11 protein-coding genes and 1 pseudogene are annotated in these 19,816 nt (G+C 62.1%); 2 read left to right on the top strand and 10 right to left on the bottom strand.

The annotated features are described in order from the left end of the window. Window positions 1-77 precede the first annotated feature (77 nt). Window positions 78-1,391 (top strand): annotated as a pseudogene (locus ACEXP3_RS17210) (DUF2264 domain-containing protein); the annotation flags it as partial. A gap of 138 nt (window positions 1,392-1,529) precedes the next feature. Here ACEXP3_RS17210 and ACEXP3_RS17205 read toward each other — a convergent pair. The 3 genes from ACEXP3_RS17205 to ACEXP3_RS17195 are packed head-to-tail and all read right to left on the bottom strand — an operon-like array spanning window position 1,530 to window position 4,556. Further along, entirely contained in the window at window positions 1,530-2,627 is a 1,098-nt protein-coding gene (locus ACEXP3_RS17205; protein WP_377298370.1) for a HupE/UreJ family protein, read from the bottom strand. Next, window positions 2,624-3,463: a DUF4198 domain-containing protein gene (locus tag ACEXP3_RS17200; RefSeq protein ID WP_377298369.1), complete on the bottom strand. Its 840-nt coding sequence runs from the start codon at window positions 3,461-3,463 to the stop codon at window positions 2,624-2,626. Before ACEXP3_RS17200 ends, ACEXP3_RS17205 begins: the two co-directional genes overlap by 4 nt. Then, entirely contained in the window at window positions 3,444-4,556 is a 1,113-nt protein-coding gene (locus ACEXP3_RS17195) for a hypothetical protein (protein ID WP_377298368.1), read from the bottom strand. Before ACEXP3_RS17195 ends, ACEXP3_RS17200 begins: the two co-directional genes overlap by 20 nt. A 373-nt stretch (window positions 4,557-4,929) precedes the next feature. Here ACEXP3_RS17195 and glpD point away from each other — a divergent pair, with 373 nt between their 5' ends. Then, window positions 4,930-6,441: a glycerol-3-phosphate dehydrogenase gene (gene glpD / locus ACEXP3_RS17190; protein WP_377298367.1), complete on the top strand. Its 1,512-nt coding sequence runs from the start codon at window positions 4,930-4,932 to the stop codon at window positions 6,439-6,441. A 74-nt stretch (window positions 6,442-6,515) separates the two neighbouring features. Here glpD and ACEXP3_RS17185 read toward each other — a convergent pair whose 3' ends face one another. From ACEXP3_RS17185 to ACEXP3_RS17155, 7 genes are all read right to left on the bottom strand, one after another. After that, window positions 6,516-7,217: a pirin family protein gene (locus ACEXP3_RS17185; RefSeq protein ID WP_377298366.1), complete on the bottom strand. Its 702-nt coding sequence runs from the start codon at window positions 7,215-7,217 to the stop codon at window positions 6,516-6,518. A 243-nt stretch (window positions 7,218-7,460) separates the two neighbouring features. Beyond that, window positions 7,461-9,230: a sensor domain-containing phosphodiesterase gene (locus tag ACEXP3_RS17180; RefSeq protein WP_377298365.1), complete on the bottom strand. Its 1,770-nt coding sequence runs from the start codon at window positions 9,228-9,230 to the stop codon at window positions 7,461-7,463. A 334-nt stretch (window positions 9,231-9,564) separates the two neighbouring features. Further along, window positions 9,565-12,429 carry a patatin-like phospholipase family protein gene (locus ACEXP3_RS17175; RefSeq protein ID WP_377298364.1) on the bottom strand — a complete coding sequence of 955 codons (2,865 nt, stop codon included), beginning with the start codon at window positions 12,427-12,429 and terminating at the stop codon, window positions 9,565-9,567. 28 nt (window positions 12,430-12,457) lie between these two features. Continuing rightward, on the bottom strand, window positions 12,458-14,350 hold the full coding sequence (locus ACEXP3_RS17170) for a GMC family oxidoreductase (RefSeq protein WP_377298363.1): 1,893 nt from the start codon (window positions 14,348-14,350) through the stop codon (window positions 12,458-12,460). Between the two features lie 64 nt (window positions 14,351-14,414). Continuing rightward, window positions 14,415-16,946, bottom strand: a complete 2,532-nt coding sequence (locus tag ACEXP3_RS17165) for a hypothetical protein (RefSeq protein WP_377298362.1) — start codon at window positions 16,944-16,946, stop codon at window positions 14,415-14,417. Between the two features lie 382 nt (window positions 16,947-17,328). After that, window positions 17,329-18,618, bottom strand: a complete 1,290-nt coding sequence (locus tag ACEXP3_RS17160) for a Gfo/Idh/MocA family protein (RefSeq protein WP_377298361.1) — start codon at window positions 18,616-18,618, stop codon at window positions 17,329-17,331. A gap of 67 nt (window positions 18,619-18,685) precedes the next feature. Further along, complete coding sequence (locus tag ACEXP3_RS17155; RefSeq protein ID WP_377298360.1) at window positions 18,686-19,792, bottom strand: ABC transporter ATP-binding protein; 1,107 nt, start codon at window positions 19,790-19,792, stop codon at window positions 18,686-18,688. Between the last annotated feature and the right edge of the window lie 24 nt (window positions 19,793-19,816).

Raw genomic sequence — 19,816 nt, 5'->3', positions numbered from 1 at the left:
GAAACTACTCGCTCAAGTGAGGCATGCCAATTAGCTTCACCCTGCCCGCAAGGCGCACTTCAGCATGAACTGACAGGGTTGCGGCCGATGCGGCAAAGACCATCGCCTATCTCGACGAGCTGGAAGCCTTCGATATCGGCAAGGGTTGGTACCGTGACGGGCCGGCAAGGCGGATTGACCATTACATTTCCTTGGCCATGCATTTCTATGGCCTAATCTACACCGTGCTTGCCCAGGACGATGAGGCGCGCAAGGCCCGGATACGCGCGCGGGCGCAAAATTTGCCGGTGAGATCCACCACTGGTTGGGGCCGGACGGCGCAGCACTCGCCGTTGGTCGCAGCCAGACCTAGCGATCTGCCGCCGGCGAATTCTGGGCAACACTTGTTCTCACCGATCTGGAAGCCCTGCCCTGGCCGAAGTTCAAGGGTATTACATGCGCCATATCCGCTGGTGGTCGGCCCTCCCGATCGCCGACCGCGACGGCGTCCTGTTGGTCGGCTACGGCTATCCGAACCTGCTGATGAGCGAGAGCTACAATTCCGCAGGCTCGCCCTACTGGGCCTTCAAGTTCCTTCTGGCGCTCGCTTTGCCGGAGGATCATTCCTTCTGGCAGGCGCAAGAGACAGAGCAGCCTGCCTTTGCCGAACCCGTGGAACTCGGAAAACTCGGCATGGTGGCCATGCCCACGCCGGGCAATGTCGTCGTCCTCTCGTCGGGCCAGGAGCATGACAAGATGCAGGGCTCGAAAGAGAAATACGCAAAATTTGCCTATTCTACCCGCTACGCCTTCAATATCGAAGCTAGTGGCAGGCATTTCGATGCGGCAAGTTTGACAAGATGCTTCGCCTGACGGATCACGGTGTGTATTTTCGCATGTGCTAGACGCTCGAGGAGGCGATCGTCGCGCAAGACATGCTCTATTCGCGATGGAAACCTAGGGCGGCGTGACTATGGAGACCTGGCTCGTCCCAGCCAGCGCTGGCATACCCGGCTTTACCGGATCGCCACCCCACGTGACCTCCAATTGATCGAAGGCGGCTTTGCGATTTCCCGCGCCGACTTTGACCGCGGCGAGGAAGGGGAGCCCGCGCGGTCTGGCATGGCCAGGCGAACCTAAGCGCGATCATCGATCTTGGCACCGTCAAGCGCCAGGGCCGCGCCCATCTGCCGATTGCCAACACCAACCTCATCCATGCCAAGACCAACCTGCCGCAGTTGCGCGGCGTGACCCAGGCACGCGAGACCCTGCTTGCCACCGCCGTATTCGCCCCTCCCCTTGGCGAAGCGGCAAGCGTTGCCCTTGCCAGGCCTCAGGCTCTCACGGATCTGGCGGACATCCAGCGGCTCTTTACGGAGCACGGCCGCAGAGTCGGAGCCTTTGACATGTGAAGGATAGTGACGGCTGCGCGCACACCGTCAGTTGGGGACGAGCAGGTTCGGTCCGGAAATGGTATGCTTGGCGGAACGGCCTGCCAAGGCAAGGCTCCCGGTCGCAGCCAGGTTACGGAGTTCATCGACATACGCAACTTATAAGCCAAGGATGCGGGTTGCCGTCCAGGTGAAACCGACAAGCGCGATTGCGGCCGAGAGCGGCTGGACGATGCGGTTACGGTACCACGGCTTGTCCTTCCACCAGAAGAGGACAAGGCCGAAGAGGAGGCCGACGACGGCTAGCTGGCCCGCCTCGACGCCGAGATTGAAGGCGATCACGGCGGCGAGACGGTAATTGGTCGGAAGCCCCAGCTCCGTCAGCACGCCGGCAAAACCCAGCCCGTGCATGAGCCCGAAGCCGAAGACCAGCAGCGGCCGCCATGGCGTCATCTGCCGCACCAGAATGTTCTCGACGGCGACATAGCTGATCGACAGCGCAATCAGCGGCTCCACCACAGAACCCGGCAGGGCAATCACCCCTTGCAGCGCAAGCAGCAGCGTCAGGCAATGCGCCACGGTGAAGGCGGTGATCTGCGTGATGAGGGGGCGCAGGCGCGTCGATAGAAGAACGAGCCCGGTCACGAACAGCACATGATCCGGCCCGCCGGGCAGGATATGGGTAAAGCCAAGCTGGAGATAGTCTACGACAAGCCTTGGCAGCGTTTCTGCCGGACCGGGGTGAAACGGCAGAGGCGGGCTTGCCTCGTCGCCCTCCAGCCAGTAGCTGCGGCCGGAGAGCTGCAGCGCATAGCGGCTCTTCAACAGATCGAATTGCCAGGTCATGGCCGTAGCATTCTCCGGCATCGCCCCTGCCACCTTGAGGACAAGCACCGCCGGGCGCAAAACGTCCGTCGGGAACTCGAGACGCTCGATCCCGACCGTGACAGTCGCCGGCGCTCCATCGATGGCGATATGGAAATGGGCGGGCAGGTCGGCTTGTAACTCAGTGAGAAGGGAAAGTGCCTTCTGCTCATCGAGATCCCGGCTGGGCGGTCGGCCGGCCAGAAGTTCCAGCCGGTTGATGAGGGCTGTCGGCGCGGTCGTGAACAGCGCCGTCCAGGAGACGGCGTCATGCGCGATGATGACGCGGCTGTCGCCGATATCATGCGCCGCGGCTGTCGTCACAGCCATGAACGGCAAAGGCAGCAGCAGGAGGAGCAGGATGATGAGCGCGCGGACCCGGCACGTCGTCATGGCTGTGGTCTCTGGAGTGTGAGGGATGACCAATGGCTTTGCCAGTCCTCATGGGCGAACCAGCCGGCGCGTTCCATCCAGACGATCTGCAGCAGCCAGATGCCGCCGTTCTGGATCTGCAGCGAAAAGCGGCCGTCGCTCCCGGTTCTTACCGTCAGCGGGAGGCGCGGATCATCCTTTCTGCGCGCAATCAAAAGCCCGCCCGCCAGAGGTTCAGCGCGCCAGAGCACCCGACCCGTGAGGATCGGTGCCGCGTCCTGCGTCGGATCGCCATCGACCAGGATTTCGAGCCTCTGGCCAAGGGCCTTGCTGGCGAGCATCGGATCGGCCACCATTCCGCCGAGCAGCGCCTTTGCATGGCGGTAAAAATCTTCGCGCCCCGGCTCTAGGGTTTCATGGCGTAACGCCCGCTCGCGGATCACCCATTCCAGGCCATGGCTTTCAAGATAGCGTTCGAAGCGATCGGCAGGCAGGCTCACCGTGCCGCCTTCGCCGCTATAGGCAATAAGCGCGGTGCCTTCGCCCCCGACCGCGGTCATGCCTGCCGGCGTCAGGCCGTCGGCGCCCGAGACCGGGCGCGGGGCGTCCGTTCCGGACTGCAGGGTAAACACATCGATCGCCCGCGCCCGGCGCGGCACGGAATCGCCGACGAATTCCTCGCCGACCTTCAGATCGAGGGCCACGGCTGCCCCGGCGCCGGGGGTGAAGCTCGAGGGCTCGATCCAGAAATCATGGGCAGCGGCAGGTCGTGAAAGAAGGAGGATCGTTGCAAGGGAGAGTGCTGGCCACCGCAGCGGCCAGCCCGCTTTTGCCGTCCTACGTCGTGGCCAGCGCATAGACGTTCCGGATGACCCGCCAGAGGTGGCGCAGGAGGATGCGCAGTCCCTGCACCAGACCCCAGGACACCAGCAGCAGCACGATGACGGCTGCAACGATATAGGGCGTCAGCGAACGGGTGGGCGGCGGGGCCGGTGGCTTATCCGGCCACGGCTCGGCGAGATAGGGAAACTGCGGCAGGAATTCCTTGTCGTTTTTAGTGGACCGCGGAAAGCCGCCCTCGATGAAGGAAATGTCCATCAGCAGGCAATCACCCGCAGCGCAGGTCTGCGCCACCACGTCATCGCTGATGCGCCGGCCGTTCGGATAGCCGACGGGGAAGCGGTCGCTGTAGATCATCACGTCGGGCTGGTTGTCGTACTTGCGCAGGAGAAACGACGTCTCCATCAGTTCGGCGAGCGCTCTCGACCACCACTCGGTGTTTCCCTTGAGGAAATTGTAGATGTCGTTCGTGCGGGTCGATTGCTTGAGAAGCGCCGGCACCTGCTCATTGGCGGCAACCGTATTGAGAAAGCCAAAGCGCGGCAGTTGCGTGCGGATGGAGCGGCCGACATGGTCGATCTGCTGGCCGTCCTTCGCCGTCGTGCCCCACAGGATAAAATCCTTCTGGCCGGCCGGGAAAGCATTGCGCGGAATGCTCAATGCCATGGTGATGGCGTTGACGCCGTAGAAGCGGGGGAAGTTGAACGGATCGTCACGGACGCCGAAACTGGTTACGATATCTGCCGTGTTCTGCAATCCCTCGTATTCGATCCGATCAAGGCCTGCGTCGTTATTGAGCCGGATGCGCACCTTGGCATCGGCATGAAGCTTTGACGGCTCCTTCACCGTTCCGCCGTATCGGGCGACATCAGCGGCATTGTCGAAGGAAATCGGGGTGGTGAGATCGAGGTTCACCTCATAGACATAGGGTGAGAGATCATAGGGCGGCTTCGTGCTCAAGGAGCGGCGCACGTTGAAGATCAGGATCAGCCGGTCATTCTCGGGAAAGAAGATGAGATCGGTGATATTGCTTTCCGGCCCCATCAGATTGGTTGGATCGGCATGGTCCGAGGCCTGCGCGACGCCCGCCCAGCCAAGGCATGCGATCATCAGGACTGCCGCGCATTGTTGCAGCCATCTCCCTGCCGGGCTCCTCCTATGCTTGTAAAGAGCGTCAGCCATCCGCTGCGCCATCTGCCGAAGATGCCTGCCCATTGTCGCCTCCACACCCTTGAGAGAAACACCGCACGCGAGAGCTGATATTCATTGTACCCGTATTAGTAGAATTGCACCAAAGTGAATGCTCTTCAAGGTAGATTTTACTGTCTGCGTTTCCCGCTCTGGCTGAGTGGCAGAGGTTCCAGGGTGACGGAGGCAGGGCAGGGGGTACCTGTCTTCGTTTCAATTTCATTTGAATTTCGTTTCTGATCGATTATATTTCGTTTCACAAAATGCGCTGAAGCATGACGCAGGGAGATGAAACATGGCGCGCGCGCCCCTCTTCGACATTTTCGTGATCGGTGGCGGGATCAACGGCTGCGGGATCGCGCGTGACGCGGCCGGCCGTGGCTATTCGGTGGTCCTGGCAGAAATGAATGATTTTGCCTCCGGCACCTCGTCCGGTGCGACGAAACTGATCCATGGCGGATTGCGCTACCTCGAACATTACGAATTTCGCCTGGTGCGCGAGGCCCTGATGGAGCGCGAGGTGCTTTGGGCCATGGCGCCGCATGTCATCTGGCCGCTGCGCTTTGTGCTGCCCATCCAGAAGGGAGGGGTGCGGCCCGCCTGGCTGGTGCGGCTCGGTCTGTTCCTCTACGATCATCTGGGCGGCAGAAAACTGCTGCCGGCGACACGGACGCTCAATCTCGCGCGTGACGAGGCCGGCCGATCGTTGAAGCCGGAATTTCGTCGGGCGTTTGAATATTCCGACGGCTGGGTCGATGATGCGCGCATGGTGGTGCTCAATGCCCGCGATGCGCAGATCCGCGGCGCGACCATTCTCAGCCGTGCCAAGGTCGTGTCTGCCCAGCGCGAGGCGGATCACTGGGTGATCACGACGAAATCGACACGCGACGGATCAACCGAAACCCATCGGGCCCGCATGGTTGTCAATGCCGCCGGCCCCTGGGTAGATCAGGTTCTGGCTGGCGCCATGGGCCGCAACAATGCCCATAATGTGCGCCTCGTTCAGGGCAGCCACATCATCGTGCGCAAGAAGTTCAACCACGACCGCGCCTATTTCTTCCAGAACCCGGACAACCGCATCATCTTCGCCATTCCTTATGAGGGTGATTTCACGCTGATCGGCACCACCGACCGCGATTTCAAGGACGACCCGAAGGACGTGCGCATCAGCGAGGAGGAGGTCCATTACCTCTGCGATGCCGCAAGCGATTACTTCAAGGAGCCGATCCTTCCGGCGGATATCGTCTGGAGCTATTCGGCGGTGCGTCCGCTGTTTGATGACGGGGCCTCGAAGGCCCAGGAAGCCACGCGCGATTACGTTTTGAAGGTGGAAGCGCCAGAGGACGGTGCGCCGCTGTTGAACGTCTTCGGCGGCAAGCTCACCACCTACCGGCGCCTTGCCGAGCATGCGCTGGAAAAGATTGCCGAAGTGATCGGTGCGAAGGGCAGCCCGTGGACGGCCGGCAGCCATCTGCCGGGTGGCGATTTCCCGGTAACGGGTGCCGGAAAGGCGGTGTCCGAACTGATGTCACACGCGCCGTTTCTCGCGCGCGGCCATGCCGAGCGGCTGATCCGCTGCTATGGAACCGATGCCCGCACCCTGCTGTCCTCGGCGAAGACGGCCGAAGATCTCGGCCGTCATTTCGGCGGCACGCTGTATGAGGTCGAAGTGCGCTGGCTGATCGATAGGGAATGGGCGGTTTCGGCCGAGGATATCCTGTGGCGGCGAACCAAACAGGGGCTGTTCCTCACCCCCGACGAAGTCGGGGGACTTGAGGATTATCTGCAGGCGGCCATGGCCGCCTGAGCCCATCGTGCCGCCTAGGAAAGCGTTCAGACTGTCGCCCGGAAAACAAGCCGGGCGGCAGGTTCGACACTGTGTCAGCGCGCCATGTCAAATAGCAGGGCGCGCCCGTCGGTGATCCAGGTGAGTTCTTCGAACTCGCCGGCGCCGATCTCGACAGCATCACCCGAGGCGAGCCTTTCCCCCTCCAGCATCGCCACGCCTTCGATGATGTGCAGGAAGGCAAGGCGTCCTGCGGTCGTAGGAAGCGGCGTGCGGTCGCCATCACGGGCATTGGCGATGAAGAGCTGCGTGTCGGACTGAAGCGTCAGCGGCGCGTCACCGGCCCTGCCGCTTGCCAGAAGCGACCAGCCGCCGTCCCCCCGGTCGGCGGGAAGGGCGGCCTGCTGGTAGAGCGGCGTGCCACCCAACAGGTTGGGGATGAGCCAGATCTGCAGGAAATGCGCCGAATCCCGGCCCGAAGCATTCATTTCCGAGTGGCGCACACCGCTTCCGGCATACATCAGCTGTGCTTCTCCAGGCGCAATGGTAACGAGATTGCCCAGCGTGTCCTTGTGCTTGAGCTTTCCGGACAAAACCAGCGTCAGGATGTCCATGTCCGCATGGCCGTGCTCGGAAAAGCCGGAACCGGGTGCAATCCAGTCCTCGTTGATGACCCGCAGAGCGCCGTATCCCATGCGGGTCGGGTCCTGAAAGCCACCGAAGGAGAAGGTGTGATAGCTGTTCAGCCAGCCGGTATCGGTATGGCCGCGATTCATGCTTTCGTGGATGAGGGTCATTGCCAGCCTCCGTCTGCTCGCGCGAAACGCCAAGCATTTGCTACTATAGGGACTGTTCCAGGATCACCGTGCTTGCGCCGTTCTTTCCTGGCAGTCACGCGCCGTGTCTGGCGCCGTGACCTCAAGATGGGGCAGGGCGCGGCGTTTCGGAAGAGCAATAATTCTCAATAGATTGTTTCGAAAGCGACAACTATGGGGCCTGTTTGGGCGGTCGGCCCATGCAGCCTGACCCGGCCTCAGGTGTCAGGCGAGGCCGGACGCACGGGACGTGTGGTCCGCCAGCCAGTCCTTGAGGGCGTCGGCGCGCATCGGGCGCGACAGCCAGAAGCCCTGGATCTCGTCGCAGCCCATCGTTTGCAGCAGATCGGAGGCTTCTGCCGATTCAACGCCTTCCGCTACCACCCGGTAGCCGAGGCTGTGCGACAGGTTGATCATCGAGCGCACCAGAACCCGTTCGCGATGGCCCTTCGCCATGTCGGTAATGAAGGAGCGGTCGATCTTGACGATCGTGGCCGGCAATTTCTGCATATAGGCAAGGCTTGAATAGCCTGTGCCGAAATCATCGATCGCAAGCCGGATGCCCGTATCCGTCAGTCTCTGCAGAAGGTCGAGCGCGCGATCGGTCTCCTTCATCATGGCCGTTTCCGTGAGTTCCAGCTCGATGCAGGCGGGATCGACGGCATAGTCCTTAAGCTTGTCCATCATCCGCTCGAAGAAATCCGGTTCTTCCAGATTGAGTGCCGACAGGTTGATGGAAAGCTTGAAACCGAGCCCCTGGGCTTTCCATTCGGCAAGATGGCGCAAGGACTGATCGATCACCCAGGCGCTGAGCCCACGGGCGAAGGTGGAAGCCTCGACGATGGGGATGAATTCCGCCGGGGAGATCGGGCCCAGAACCGGATGGTTCCATCGCAGCAGCGCTTCGGCAATCTCTACGCTGCCGCTGTCGAGATCCATCCGCGGCTGGAAGACAAGGAAAAGCTCGTCCTCGGTTTCGAGTGCCACGGGAAAATCCTGGAGGAGACGGAAATTGCGGCGGTGGCGCATATCAGTGGCGGAGGAAAACCAGCCGATCCCGGTATCGCTGTCGCGCGCATCCTGCACGGCGCTCTGCAGCGAACGCAACACGTCCTCCGCCTGCATCTCAGTCGGATCAAACGTCATGACGCCGATCGAAGGGGTCATCGTCATGTGGAAATCGCTCTGTCGCTCGATTTCCATGAGGATATCCAGCAAGGTCTGCGAATAGAGATCGGCCTCGGTGGCGGCTGGTGCAAAAAACGCAAATTGCGTGGGGCCGACGTGATAGGGCGTCGAGTCCTGGCCGACATGGGTGTTCAGGATGCGCGCGACACTGCGAATCAGGCTGTCGAGATAGGACGGACCCATGACGCGCGACAGGCTGTCGAACTGCGCCGTCTGGGCAAGATCGAGCAGGCTGATGATGTGCCGCCCACCGGGCCTGCGCTGGGCAAGGTCGGAGAGGTCGTTCAGCAACTGGAACCGGTTCGGCAGGCCGCTCGACGGTTCTATGCGACCCACTGCATGCTGCAGTTCGATCTGGTCCATCACCATGGCGGCCAGATCCGTCAATGTCGCCATTTCGTCATCGGTGATATTGCGCGGCTCGGCGCCCAGCACACAGAGCGCGCCCAGCCCATAGCCATCCGGCGTCAGGAGCGGCGCGCCTGCGTAGAAGCGGATGCCGGCATTGCCGAGGGTGCTGTCGGCGTAATAGTTGTCCGCGTGAAAATCGCGGATCACCAGCATGCGGCCGGTTTCGGCCACTTCCGCACACGGCGCCTTGTGGCGCGGAATGCGGTCATGCTCCACCCCAACTTTCGACTTGAACCACTGGCGGTCGACGTCGGTCAAGGAGACGGCGGCGATGGGCAGGTTGAAATAGGAGGCGACAAGTCGCGTGATGCGGTCAAAACTTTCGCTGGGCAGGGTATCAAGAAGCCGCAGGTTGCGAAGGCTATTCAGCCGCGCCAGTTCGTCGGAGGCATTCATGATGGGCTCGATCCTTGCGCTCGTCGCCCGTCGAAGTCAGGTTCATGCGCAGTGTGGTGATATCCAGGACAGATACGGCAAACCGTCCGGGCGTTCAATCCGCCATGAAGGCGGTTCAATTCGGGAACGCGGTTGGTACGGCATCATGCCATGAGCTATCGCAATAGCTGCCGTCGCTGAATATGAGCCATTGTTTCCAGAGGCCAATAGGCTTCTTCTAAATTAGCGGATTCGGATGGCGTCACGGTTAATGAACGGTATCTGCCTTCAACCACCCGCAAGGATGCCAATGCCGATCCTGACATCTGAAGGAGAACGCGCAAGACCAGCCCTGTCATTCGGCAGCCGTTGCCTCGCCCGCCGCCGGTCGCCACGGCACCACAGTGCCGGCGGCCGCCTGGCATTGGCGCGAAAAGGCGCTCAAAAGTGCTTCCAGGTCACTGCCCGGCACGGTCTTGGCGAGATCGCAGAGCAGTTCGTCGACAATCTCGAAGCCCAGCGAACGATAGCTTTCGAACTGCGACTCATCGAACCACTGATCCGCGGTCGGATCGTGCGGAAAGGCCTCGTCCTCGTTGGCATAGGCCCGGATACCGGCCTCTTCCGTGCCATGATAGCTCGGCTTGATATAGAGGATGTAGCCATCCTCGCCTGCCCCGTCGGCATCGGCATAATGAATGTGCCCGATGGTGCAGTAGGGCGCAGAGCTTGCCTTTTCGCCGGCGCGGATGCGCGGCCGCAACTGGTCGAGATAGGGGAAGGAAACGGACACGCCGAGGTCGATCTGGATCTTGCGCACCGCATTGCCGAGATCGGCAAAGGTGAAATCGGGATCGCAGCCGGCATCCGACAGCACGATCAACCGGCAGCGTCGGCGAACCATTTCGTAAAGGCCGAGATTTTCGAAATGGCCGCCATCGGAGAGATTGATATAGGCCCGGTCGGATGTCGTCAGGCCGAAGGCTTCCTGCAGCCAGGGAAGGATGGCCTGCCGCGGGCCGCTGAGGCGCCAGGTCCGGCTTCCCGTCGGCCCCGGATTGCCAAGCCACCAGCCCAGCCGAATGTTGAACAGGGCAAACAGAAGCGTCACCGAAGGCGCCGAATTGTAACCCATGTTGGGATTGGCGGCCGCCCCGGAAACCGCCATGGCCGTGCCGAGCGAAATGCCCTTTTTCCCGCCGTAAAGTGCCGACGGGCGGTAGGCGCCGGCATAGCGACCGGAATGACCACGCCAGCAGGAGCGTGGGTGAAGGTCTGCCGCGCCAGCATGGCGCGGCGTGATGACAAAGGAGATCGCCTTACGCTGCTGCCAGGCCTTGTTGCGGGTGGAGACGACATTCAGCGTGCAGTTGACCACATGGAAGAGACGCGACACGGGCGTTTCCTGCGCCACCGTTTTCTGCGGCCAGATCGTGCTGATCAGCGGATTGTCCTCCAGATCGAAACCGGTGAACGGGTTGGGCGTGCGTCTGCGATGCGTAGCACCGAGATAGGCCCTGACCAGCCGGTTGCGGTAAAGGTCGTGCAGGGAAAAGCGGTTGATGTTGACGCTGCGAGAGATGACATAGGCAAATCCCGCCAGCACGATTGCGCCTGACAGAAGCCTGCCGAACACTTCGGCTTCCGCGACCGGTGTTGCGAGCTTCGCGCCGAACAGCAGTGTGTCGAGTTCCGTCTGGTCGGCACCGATGGTGGCAGGTGCGGTGATCGCATTGGCAAGCAGCAGATCAAGCAGCGATCCATCCAGGAGCAGGTAGTCGAGAACACCTGACAGCACGATCAGCAGCAGGGCAAGGAACAGCTGGCCACCGACCACCTGCAAAAACTTGCGCAGCCGTGCCAACGAGCCGGAAACCACCCCACCCGTGCCCCCATCGCCACCGCCACTGCTGGCAAGCGCGATCCCGGCGGTGGCCGCCAGACCGCCGCCGGTCAGCGACTGGTAGACATAGCTGGTATCGGCGAGCAGGACATCCATCAGGCGCGACCCGAGCACGCCGAGCACGATGGCCGCCGTCCAGCAGATCCCGGCGGCAACAAACAGGCCTGCGGCGCGTGCAAACCATTCCCGCTGGGCATCCGAGCGGGTTTCGCTGCTGGTTGCGGCCACATAGATGGTCTCGGCGGTGATCTGCGCCATCAGCAGCCAGGGCGGACCGAACACGACAAGCGCCAGAAGCCGGGCCGGCGCATAGGCAATGTCGGCCACCAGCGCGAGCCCCGTCGAGACGACGAGGCCCCAGACGAGACCGGCCGCCACCCAGCGGGCGAACCGCAGCCAGGGATCATGCGGCTGGCCGAGATGCGCGCGCAGCGACAGGAGGAAACTTGCGGAAAACAGGCCGATGGCGAAGAGGAGGACAAGCGGGGCCTCCGGTCCCTGCTCGTCCCAGCCGACGGGCAGGATGGCCCAGGTGGTGAGAAGTGCGCCGCCAAACGCCGCGGCCAGGAGATCGAACTGCACGAAGCGGGCCTGATTGCCACCGCGGCCATCCCCCTGGGAATAATTGGTCAGCGTATAGCACTGGCCGATGAGCAGCAGCAGCACCCCGCCACCGAAAAGCGCCCATCGGGCAACCGGCGACTCGGCCAGCGGGCCTGTTGCGCCGACCGACGCAATGGTCACCAGCACGAGTTTCAGCGCCAGGAGCGCCGTCGCAAGGGTCGAAATCACCAGAAGCCAGATCAGGACCAGATTGCGCACCACGATGGAGGCAGCCGTCCAGGTATCGACGGATGTCAGCCCCACCTGCGGCGTCAGGTAGTTGCTGTCGCGGCGCAGGTCGCGGATCGGCGGGGGTTCGACATCCGGCCCTTCCGGCCGCGCCGTCAATTGCCGCTGGACATCGACAAAGCTTTCGCGGCTGAGCCAGGCCGACAGCCAGCTGCCGATATAGCCTCCGCCCGACACGGTGGAGAGATAGCGAAACCGCCCGAGCAGGGCATCCTGCGGCTCTGCGGGTTCGTTTGCCGATCGTCGCGGATGGGTGGCCAGCGCCTGGATGACGCCGAGCGCAAAGGTTGCGCTGCGGATACCGCCGCCGGAGATGCAGAGCGCCGACCGGTTCAGCCGGTTCAGCCGGCGGTTCAGCGCCACGCCGTGCACGTCATGAGGTATGACCTCGCCTTCGATCTCGAACGCCTCCTGCCGCAGCAGAGCTTCCGTGTCGGTCGGCATTCCCAGGAAGTCTTCGTCCATCACATCCCCCTTTCGGTTTTGCGATCCCTCAGGCGCGGCCGGATTGTTGCAGGATCACCTCTGCTGCCTTTTCGCCGATCATGTAGACGGCACTCACGATGAAGAAGCCGGGAATGCGGGGAAACACGCTCGCATCCACCACCCGCAGGCCGCGCACGCCATGCACGGTAAAATCGCTCGCCAGCACGCCGAACCGGTCGCGCGGGCCGATCGGGCAGGTGCAGGAGGCATGATGCCCCCAGGCATTGTCACGCACGAACTGTGCCAGTGCTTCGTCGCTCTGCACCTGCTCCCCCGGCAGATGCTCCTTGACGATGAGGCCGAGCTTCTTCAGCGGCGCCGTCATGGTGCGCACGAACTTGATACCGGCAACGACGGAATCGAGATCGGCGCCGTTTTGGTCATTGCCTTCCTCGAAATAGTGAAAGTCGATCTGCGGCCGGTCGCGCGGATCGCTTGAACGCAGAGTCACGGTGCCGGCGGTATTGACCGTGTGCGCCTTGAGGATCGCCCAGGTGAGGTAATTGAGGTGAGCGGGAAACAGCGCCGAATAGCCGGGGAAATAACCGCGGAACAGGCCAAGCAGGCCGAAGCAGAAGAGATCCGGCAGCGGCCGCTCCGGCAGCGAGCGCTTGATGACGGCAATGACGGCACCGTTCGTCGTATAGACACCGTCGCGCCGGTTTTTCCACTCCTGATACTGCGGATCGCCGGCGGCGAATTTCGCCCCCTTCAGAACCTCCCAGTCGGTATTCATCTCGTTGACGACGCCGACCTCGTAACGATCCTGCATGTTGCGCCCGACACCCGGCAGATCGACGCGCACCTTGATGCCGTGCTCTTCCAGATGCACCTTAGGCCCGATGCCCGAGAGCATCAGAAGCTGCGGCGTGTTGAAGGCGCCGCCCGACAAGATGACCTCGCGCGAGCACAGGATCTCGCGGCGCGCAGGCTCGGCCACGGCCGGATTATAGGCGGCGCGGTAGAGCCGTTCGCCCTGCATCACCTCCACGCCGATCGCCTGGTTGTGGGCGTCAAACAACACGCGGGTTACCAGCGTATCGAGAAGCACCGTCAGCCGTTCGGGATAGCGTGCCTGCACTTCCAGCACGCGCTCGCGCGTGCCCAGCCGCTGGTGGTTGCGGTTGGAGAGCGGCGGATAGCGGATACCCGTGGCGTTCTGACGCACAAGGCGCCAGTCATTGGGATCGCCTTGGCCCTGGACAGTCCAGTCAAACCCCTCCTCCCGGTTGGGCTGGGCCTTGCCGGCCTTGACGGCACTGTCGAGGATGGTGGTGACCAGCCCCTTGTCTCCGAGCGCCTGCAGCGGAATGGCCTTTTCGGTCCGAAGCCAGCCCTTCCAGCCGTGACGCGTCGGATTGATGCCAAGCTTTGCCAGCCAGCGGTACAGGAAGAAGCGATGATGGCAGTTTTCCAAGCGCTCGAAGATCTTGCGCATGTTCTCATGGTTCCAGCTGTCGTCGCCGGTCAGTTCCGCAATGGCGTCCCAATCGTCGTTGTGCGGATAGACGAAGATCTGCGCATTGTGCGCGGTGCAACCGCCGAGCGTTCCGGCCCGCGGATAAAGCACGCCATCCTCTTCGGCGACGAATTTCGGATCGCGCTCCTGCAGCTTTCGGCTGGCATAATGCCGCACGAAGAAATCCCAGCGCATGGCGGTGTTTTCGGACGCGAAGGGATGCATGACAGGGACATCATAATCATCCGGCAGGCGGTTTTCCCCCGGATAGGCCGGATCGCCGCCTTTCAGCGTCCGCGGATCGCCACCCGCCTCGATCAGCAGAACCGTCGCGCCGGCTTCGGCAAGCCGTGCCGCCAGCGTTCCGCCGCCGGCACCGGATCCCACGACGATATATTCGAAATCCTTACCCTTATGGCTGGTGACATTTTCCATAGCCATCGACCCGTCCCCCAAATTTGCCTGGAAAAGGAAAAAGGGCGGGGCTGTGACACCCCGCCCCCGCTCAGAAGGTCTTCAGGAAGGCGATCAGCGCTTCCTTGTCGGCATCGCTCAGACCTTGCGGAGCCGGTACGCCTGCAAGGCTCGGCACCTTGTCGCTGCCGAAATAGTGGCCGCGATTGACTTCGAAGTCGGCGCATTTGCTGAGCGCCAGAAGCGGGTCCTTGAGATTTGCAAACACCTTGATCGCGTCCGCGTCGCTCGCATTGGCACCCAGTTCCTTCAAGTCCTTCTTGATCTTCAGGAGAAGCGAGACGAGCTTCACGTCCTGGTCGAGGTTCTGGAGCTTGCTCGCCTGATCCAGGCGCAGTTCGAGGTTGGACAGGATATTGACCGGCGTGCCCTTCGGAACTGGTCCGATCTTGACGCCGCCATCGCCGAACAGCCATGGCAGGTAGCGCTCCAGAGGTCCCACGAGCTTGGCAAGACCTTCCGGCAGATAGCCGGCCGGCACTTCCAGGTAGGAGGTCGTATCGGTGCGGTAGATCTCGCCGACGCCCTTGGCGCCAAGGACCGGATCCTTCTTGCGCGTTTCGGGCCACAGCATCTGGCGAATGCCGGCCTCGAAGGCCTTGACGCGATACTCCACGCTCGGATTGGGACTGTCATAGCCCATGTCGTCGCCGACGCTGTTGTTGAGCAGATAGGGCGCCGTCGACCAGAGGCTCGCCAGGTTTGCCGGTCGCGAATAGCCGCGACCGCCAGCCGGCATGGCATAATCCTTCGCCTCGCCGGTGAACGGATCCTTGATCTTGATCGTGCCGACGGAGGGCAGGTCCTTGTAGGACTGCGAGGTGAAATTATCCCAGATATTGCCGCCAATGCCGTTGGTCGCCAGCGGCGAGCAGGCATTGGTTTCCAGAAGCGTCACCGGCACGCGCATTTCCGTCGACAGATAATTTCCGTCGAGGAAATCGGGGCGAAGTGCGATCTCCACCATGGCCTTCTTGTAGGCCGGCGTCTGGACATAGCCCCAGTAGGCGTTCCAGCGCTTGATATAATCCGGCCCGACACTGTCGCGCGGATCAACGCCCGCCGGGAAGTCCGGCTGCTTGGCCGAATGGCAGGCCGCGCAGTTTTCGGCAAAGACCGTCTTGCCGCGGGTCAGCGTTGCCTCATTTGCGGTCAGGAACTGCTGGCCGGACGGGGCATCCTTCAGGTGGTGCGGCGCACCGATGGATGTGTTCAGGAAGAACTGCGCAACGAACGGCGTCTGCTCTTCGGTGGCCTGCCAGTAGACGGAATTCTTGCGACCATCCTCGATGCGGATGGGGCTTACCGACTTGCCACCGACAAGCGGATTGAAGTGCAACAGCCATTCCTCGCTGAACAGGCCGATATTGATATAGACGCGGTTGAGCGCACCGAGCACGCCGACGGAATCGGCACCGTCCTTCAGCACATGCGGCGTCCAGACGGTGTCCGGCGCCTTGTAGGTGGCAGCAAAGGCCTCATAGCCCGGGAAATCCTTGAACTGCTTGTTGTCGAGCCCGCCACCACCAAGCTTTTCCTTGCCGAGCCGAAGCCCAAGCTCCACGCGTTCCTTGGTCTGGTAGACCGCATTCATCGTGCGCGGATTGTTGATATAGTCGGTGGAGACCAGCGAGGTATCGAGCGTTCCGGGCTTTGCGGTGTGCACGAGCTGGAAGATGAAGTTCTTCTGGTTGGCATCCCAGGAGAAGATACGGTCGATCCAGAAGAACTGCGCGCCGACGACCGAGGAAAGGTTTTCCCATTTCGGATTGTTCGGATCGGCCGGCGAATTGGTGGGATCCGGGCCGACGTGGCAGAAGCCGCAGCCCATGCCGACGCGGTAGGGACGCACGAGGTCCTTGCGGTTGTAGTAGCTCGGATCCTTGTAATAGCGCTCGGCGTCCCAGTCCTTGGCGGCCTTCTCGTCAAAGGCGGGGTTGGGAAACAGCCGCAGACCGACGATGCCCGTCGGCTCGCCGTAATAGGAGCCGACCGGCAGAACCTTGCCGGTCTTCGGATCCTTCGTCTTGCCGCGCCCGCCAATGGCCACGCCCTTGTATTTATCGGCATTGGCAAAGGGATCGGCGGCGCATTTGTCGTCCCGCACATCCAGCCACAGGCCGAAATGGTCGGGATCGGGCTTTGTCGGCTTGGCAAAGCAGGGTTCGTTGACGAGCCCGAGATAGCTCCAGCGGTTGTCGCGCGATGCCTTGAGGCCGGGATAGCTGGAAATCGTCTTCAGGAGGTCGAAGCTGCCGAAGGAGGAATTGGTGAGCCCATCCCACAACCGGTCATTGCCGCCGGTCCAGACGATCCAGTTGTTGCGGCCCTTCACCTCGGCGGCAGAGAGTTTTACGCCCTTATAGCCGCCGTCCATGTCGGCGAAGAAATCCTCATCTGCCGCCGGGAAGGACTTGAGGTCGCGGCCTGCGAGCATCGCCTCGTCCTTCACCTGGCCGGGCTTCGGTCCACCGCCACCGGTCAGAAGAGATACCGCGACGGCAAGCCCTGCCACCACAACGACCACACCGGCGGTCCACCACACCCATTTGCGCTTCGCCATTTCCGCCCCCTTGAACACCTTAAAGGTGTATCGACCGCAAAAGCCCCAATAGGTAGAGTTAATGCTCGTTCAAGTGGATTGGCAATCGGTTTTTCATTTAAAGGTAGTATTTTTTGAATAACACGCGCGGAAAGAGCGCATCTGGAAGACTGCGTGTCGCGCAGGACAGTCAAAAGCCAGTAAAAGTCAGGGGAGAAGCCGTTCTTGTCTCACGGGATCGCGTGTCGATGCCGCAGATGCCCAAGGATGACAGGCACGGAAGCGCAACCGCGAGGAGCGGTGCTTGCGGGTCAGAGAAGTGGCAGGACAGGCGCAAAGCGCAGCACATCCCGGCCGTGAGCCGGATGCACTGCCGGAAGAACAGGCAGCCTTGGGGCCGAGATCAGATGCGAATGTTGCGCGCCCGCAGCATCGACTGGATATGGACGACCGAGCCAGTGTCGATCGAGGCATTGGCGGCAATGCCGGTCAGAATGGACCAGGCGCCGGCCACATGATCGGAGGCACGGCCATAGCGGTCGGGCTCCATCCCCTCCGGATTGAAGATATAGCCAAGCATGACCGGATCGGCCCCGCCATGCGACCCTTGCGCCTTCGGCACGTCGAGGAGCCTCGGCCGCTCGCCGGCAAGATGCAGTTCCGTGGTAATGGCCTCCTCATCGGCATGATCGCGCACGCCGCCAAACACGCCATGCACCTCCACATGCCGGTGGGTGATTTCGCCCTTGGTGCCCTGGAACTTGATCTCCAGTCCCTCCCAGGGTGAATAGGCCGTCAGCGTGTAATTGGCGGTGACGCCCGAGGCATAGCGGATATGGGCCTGCATCGTATCCTCGATGCCGATCTCCTCATCGAACACACAAAGGTCGCGGAAATAGCCGTCCTCGTGCTCGGCCTCCAGGTAGAGCGCGCGCAGATTCTCGTCGGCGGCAAGATCCAGACGAACCGGACAGGCATCCGCGACCGGACAGAGGGCGCAGCGCGGTCCCCGGTCTTGCAACCCCATTTCGACGGCCGTTTCCGGCCTGTAGAAGACGCGCCGCCCCGAGGCCAATACCTCCGTCGGCACCGTGCCCAGCCACCAATTCAGAAGATCGAAATGGTGGGTGGATTTATGCACGAGAAGGCCGCCCGAACTTTCCTTCTGGCGATGCCAGCGGCGAAAATAATCAGCGCCATGCACGCGGTCGAGATGCCAGCGGAAGTCCACGGCCGTCACCGTGCCGATGACGCCCGACGAGATCAGTTCCTTGATCTGCGTGCGGGCCGGCGAATAGCGGTAATTGAAGGTGACCTTCACCTGGCGGCCGGTGCGCGCCTGCGCGTCGACGATCATCTTCAGCCGCGACAGATCAATCGTCAGCGGCTTTTCGCAGATCACGTCGCATCCGGCTTCGAAGGCGCGCACGATGTAATCGGCATGCAGGAAATCGGGCGTTGCCACGACCACGGTATCCGGCCGCTGCTCGGCGATCAGACGGTCGAAATCGCCCGCCAGATAGGTTGCGACACCGTTGGTGCCCGGTTTCGACACGGCCTTTGCCGCTTCGCTGAGGCGATGCGGGTTGCTGTCGCAGAGCGCCACGATCTCATGCCGGTCGGCGTAGTCCTCGGTTACCGCATCGCGAAACATCTGATGGCGGGAGCCACATCCAACAATTGCTATCTTCAAAACCGTCTCTACCTCGTCTCATCAGCGGTTGCGTCCGGGAGGGACGCCCGCTCTTCCTGCCGTCGGTTCAGTGCGTGCCGGACACGCCCTGATGTGCAAAGGCTGAAGCTTGCGGCTCGACCCGCTCTCCGCTTGCATCGAAATAATGGAGATCGGACATGTCAAAGCCGATCGGGACGGTCTGCCCGGCGCGATAGGCGGCCTGACCGCCCGCCGTTGCCAGCAGGATCTGCCCGCTCGACAGCGCAATGTGCAACAGCGTCTCGTTGCCGAGATATTCGACAAGCCGGATCACGCCCTCGCCCACCACGTCACCTGCGCCGATGCGCAGCGACCCCGGCCGCACGCAGAGCGTCAGGGCGCTATCCGTGGTCGGCAGCTGCGGGAGCGAAAAATCGCCCAAGCCCTCGACGCTTGCCATGCGCCCGCCTGCCGTCACCTTTGCCTCCAGCTTGTTGATTTTTGGCGATCCGATGAAGCCCGCGACGAAGAGGTTCTGCGGGCGCGTATAGAGCTCCTGCGGGGTGCCTACCTGCTCGATCTTGCCGGATCGCAGGACGACGATACGGCTTGCCATGGTCATGGCTTCCACCTGGTCATGCGTCACATAGATCATCGTCGTGCCAAGGCGGGCATAGAGCGAGGCAAGTTCGGCGCGCATCTGCACACGCAGTTCCGCATCGAGATTGGACAGCGGCTCGTCGAACAGGAAGAGCTTTGGCTCACGCACGATCGCCCGGCCGATGGCAACGCGCTGCTTCTGGCCGCCCGAGAGCTGGCGCGGCTTGCGGTCCATCAGCGGCTCGATCTGCAGGATACGGGCGGCATCCGCCACCCGGCGCTCCACTTCGGCGCGCGGCATGCGGAAGTTCTGCAGGCCGAAGGCGAGGTTTTTGCGCACGGTCATGTGCGGATAGAGCGCGTAGCTCTGGAACACCATCGAAAGCTCGCGCTTGGACGCCGGCAGGTCGTTCACTACCTGGGCGCCGATCGCAACCGTTCCGTCGGTGATATCCTCAAGCCCGGCGATCATGCGCAAAAGCGTCGACTTGCCGCAGCCGGAGGGGCCGACGAGCACCAGAAATTCGCCGTCGTGGATATCGAGATTGAGGCCCTTGATGATCTGCAGGGCGCCGTAGCTCTTGCCGACATTGCGCAGTGTCAAACCCGCCATTTTGCTTTCCTTGTTTCCTGTACG

It is taken from the genome of Neorhizobium fuzhouense (assembly GCF_042611105.1).
In the GTDB taxonomy this organism is placed as follows: Bacteria; Pseudomonadota; Alphaproteobacteria; order Rhizobiales; family Rhizobiaceae; genus Neorhizobium; species Neorhizobium galegae_A.
Note: the sequence above shows the minus strand (reverse complement) of the source record. Positions and strands in the feature narration are given on the sequence as shown.

What these genes read in the sequence shown, in the direction of transcription:
- ACEXP3_RS17175 (WP_377298364.1), bottom strand. Translation starts at nt 12,429, where the DNA reads ATGGACGAAGACTTCCTGGGAATGCCGACCGACACGGAAGCTCTGCTG.
- ACEXP3_RS17155 (WP_377298360.1), bottom strand. Translation starts at nt 19,792, where the DNA reads ATGGCGGGTTTGACACTGCGCAATGTCGGCAAGAGCTACGGCGCCCTG.
- ACEXP3_RS17180 (WP_377298365.1), bottom strand. Translation starts at nt 9,230, where the DNA reads ATGAATGCCTCCGACGAACTGGCGCGGCTGAATAGCCTTCGCAACCTG.
- glpD (WP_377298367.1), top strand. Translation starts at nt 4,930, where the DNA reads ATGGCGCGCGCGCCCCTCTTCGACATTTTCGTGATCGGTGGCGGGATC.
- ACEXP3_RS17205 (WP_377298370.1), bottom strand. Translation starts at nt 2,627, where the DNA reads ATGACGACGTGCCGGGTCCGCGCGCTCATCATCCTGCTCCTCCTGCTG.
- ACEXP3_RS17200 (WP_377298369.1), bottom strand. Translation starts at nt 3,463, where the DNA reads ATGCGCTGGCCACGACGTAGGACGGCAAAAGCGGGCTGGCCGCTGCGG.
- ACEXP3_RS17195 (WP_377298368.1), bottom strand. Translation starts at nt 4,556, where the DNA reads ATGATCGCATGCCTTGGCTGGGCGGGCGTCGCGCAGGCCTCGGACCAT.
- ACEXP3_RS17165 (WP_377298362.1), bottom strand. Translation starts at nt 16,946, where the DNA reads ATGGCGAAGCGCAAATGGGTGTGGTGGACCGCCGGTGTGGTCGTTGTG.
- ACEXP3_RS17185 (WP_377298366.1), bottom strand. Translation starts at nt 7,217, where the DNA reads ATGACCCTCATCCACGAAAGCATGAATCGCGGCCATACCGATACCGGC.
- ACEXP3_RS17170 (WP_377298363.1), bottom strand. Translation starts at nt 14,350, where the DNA reads ATGGCTATGGAAAATGTCACCAGCCATAAGGGTAAGGATTTCGAATAT.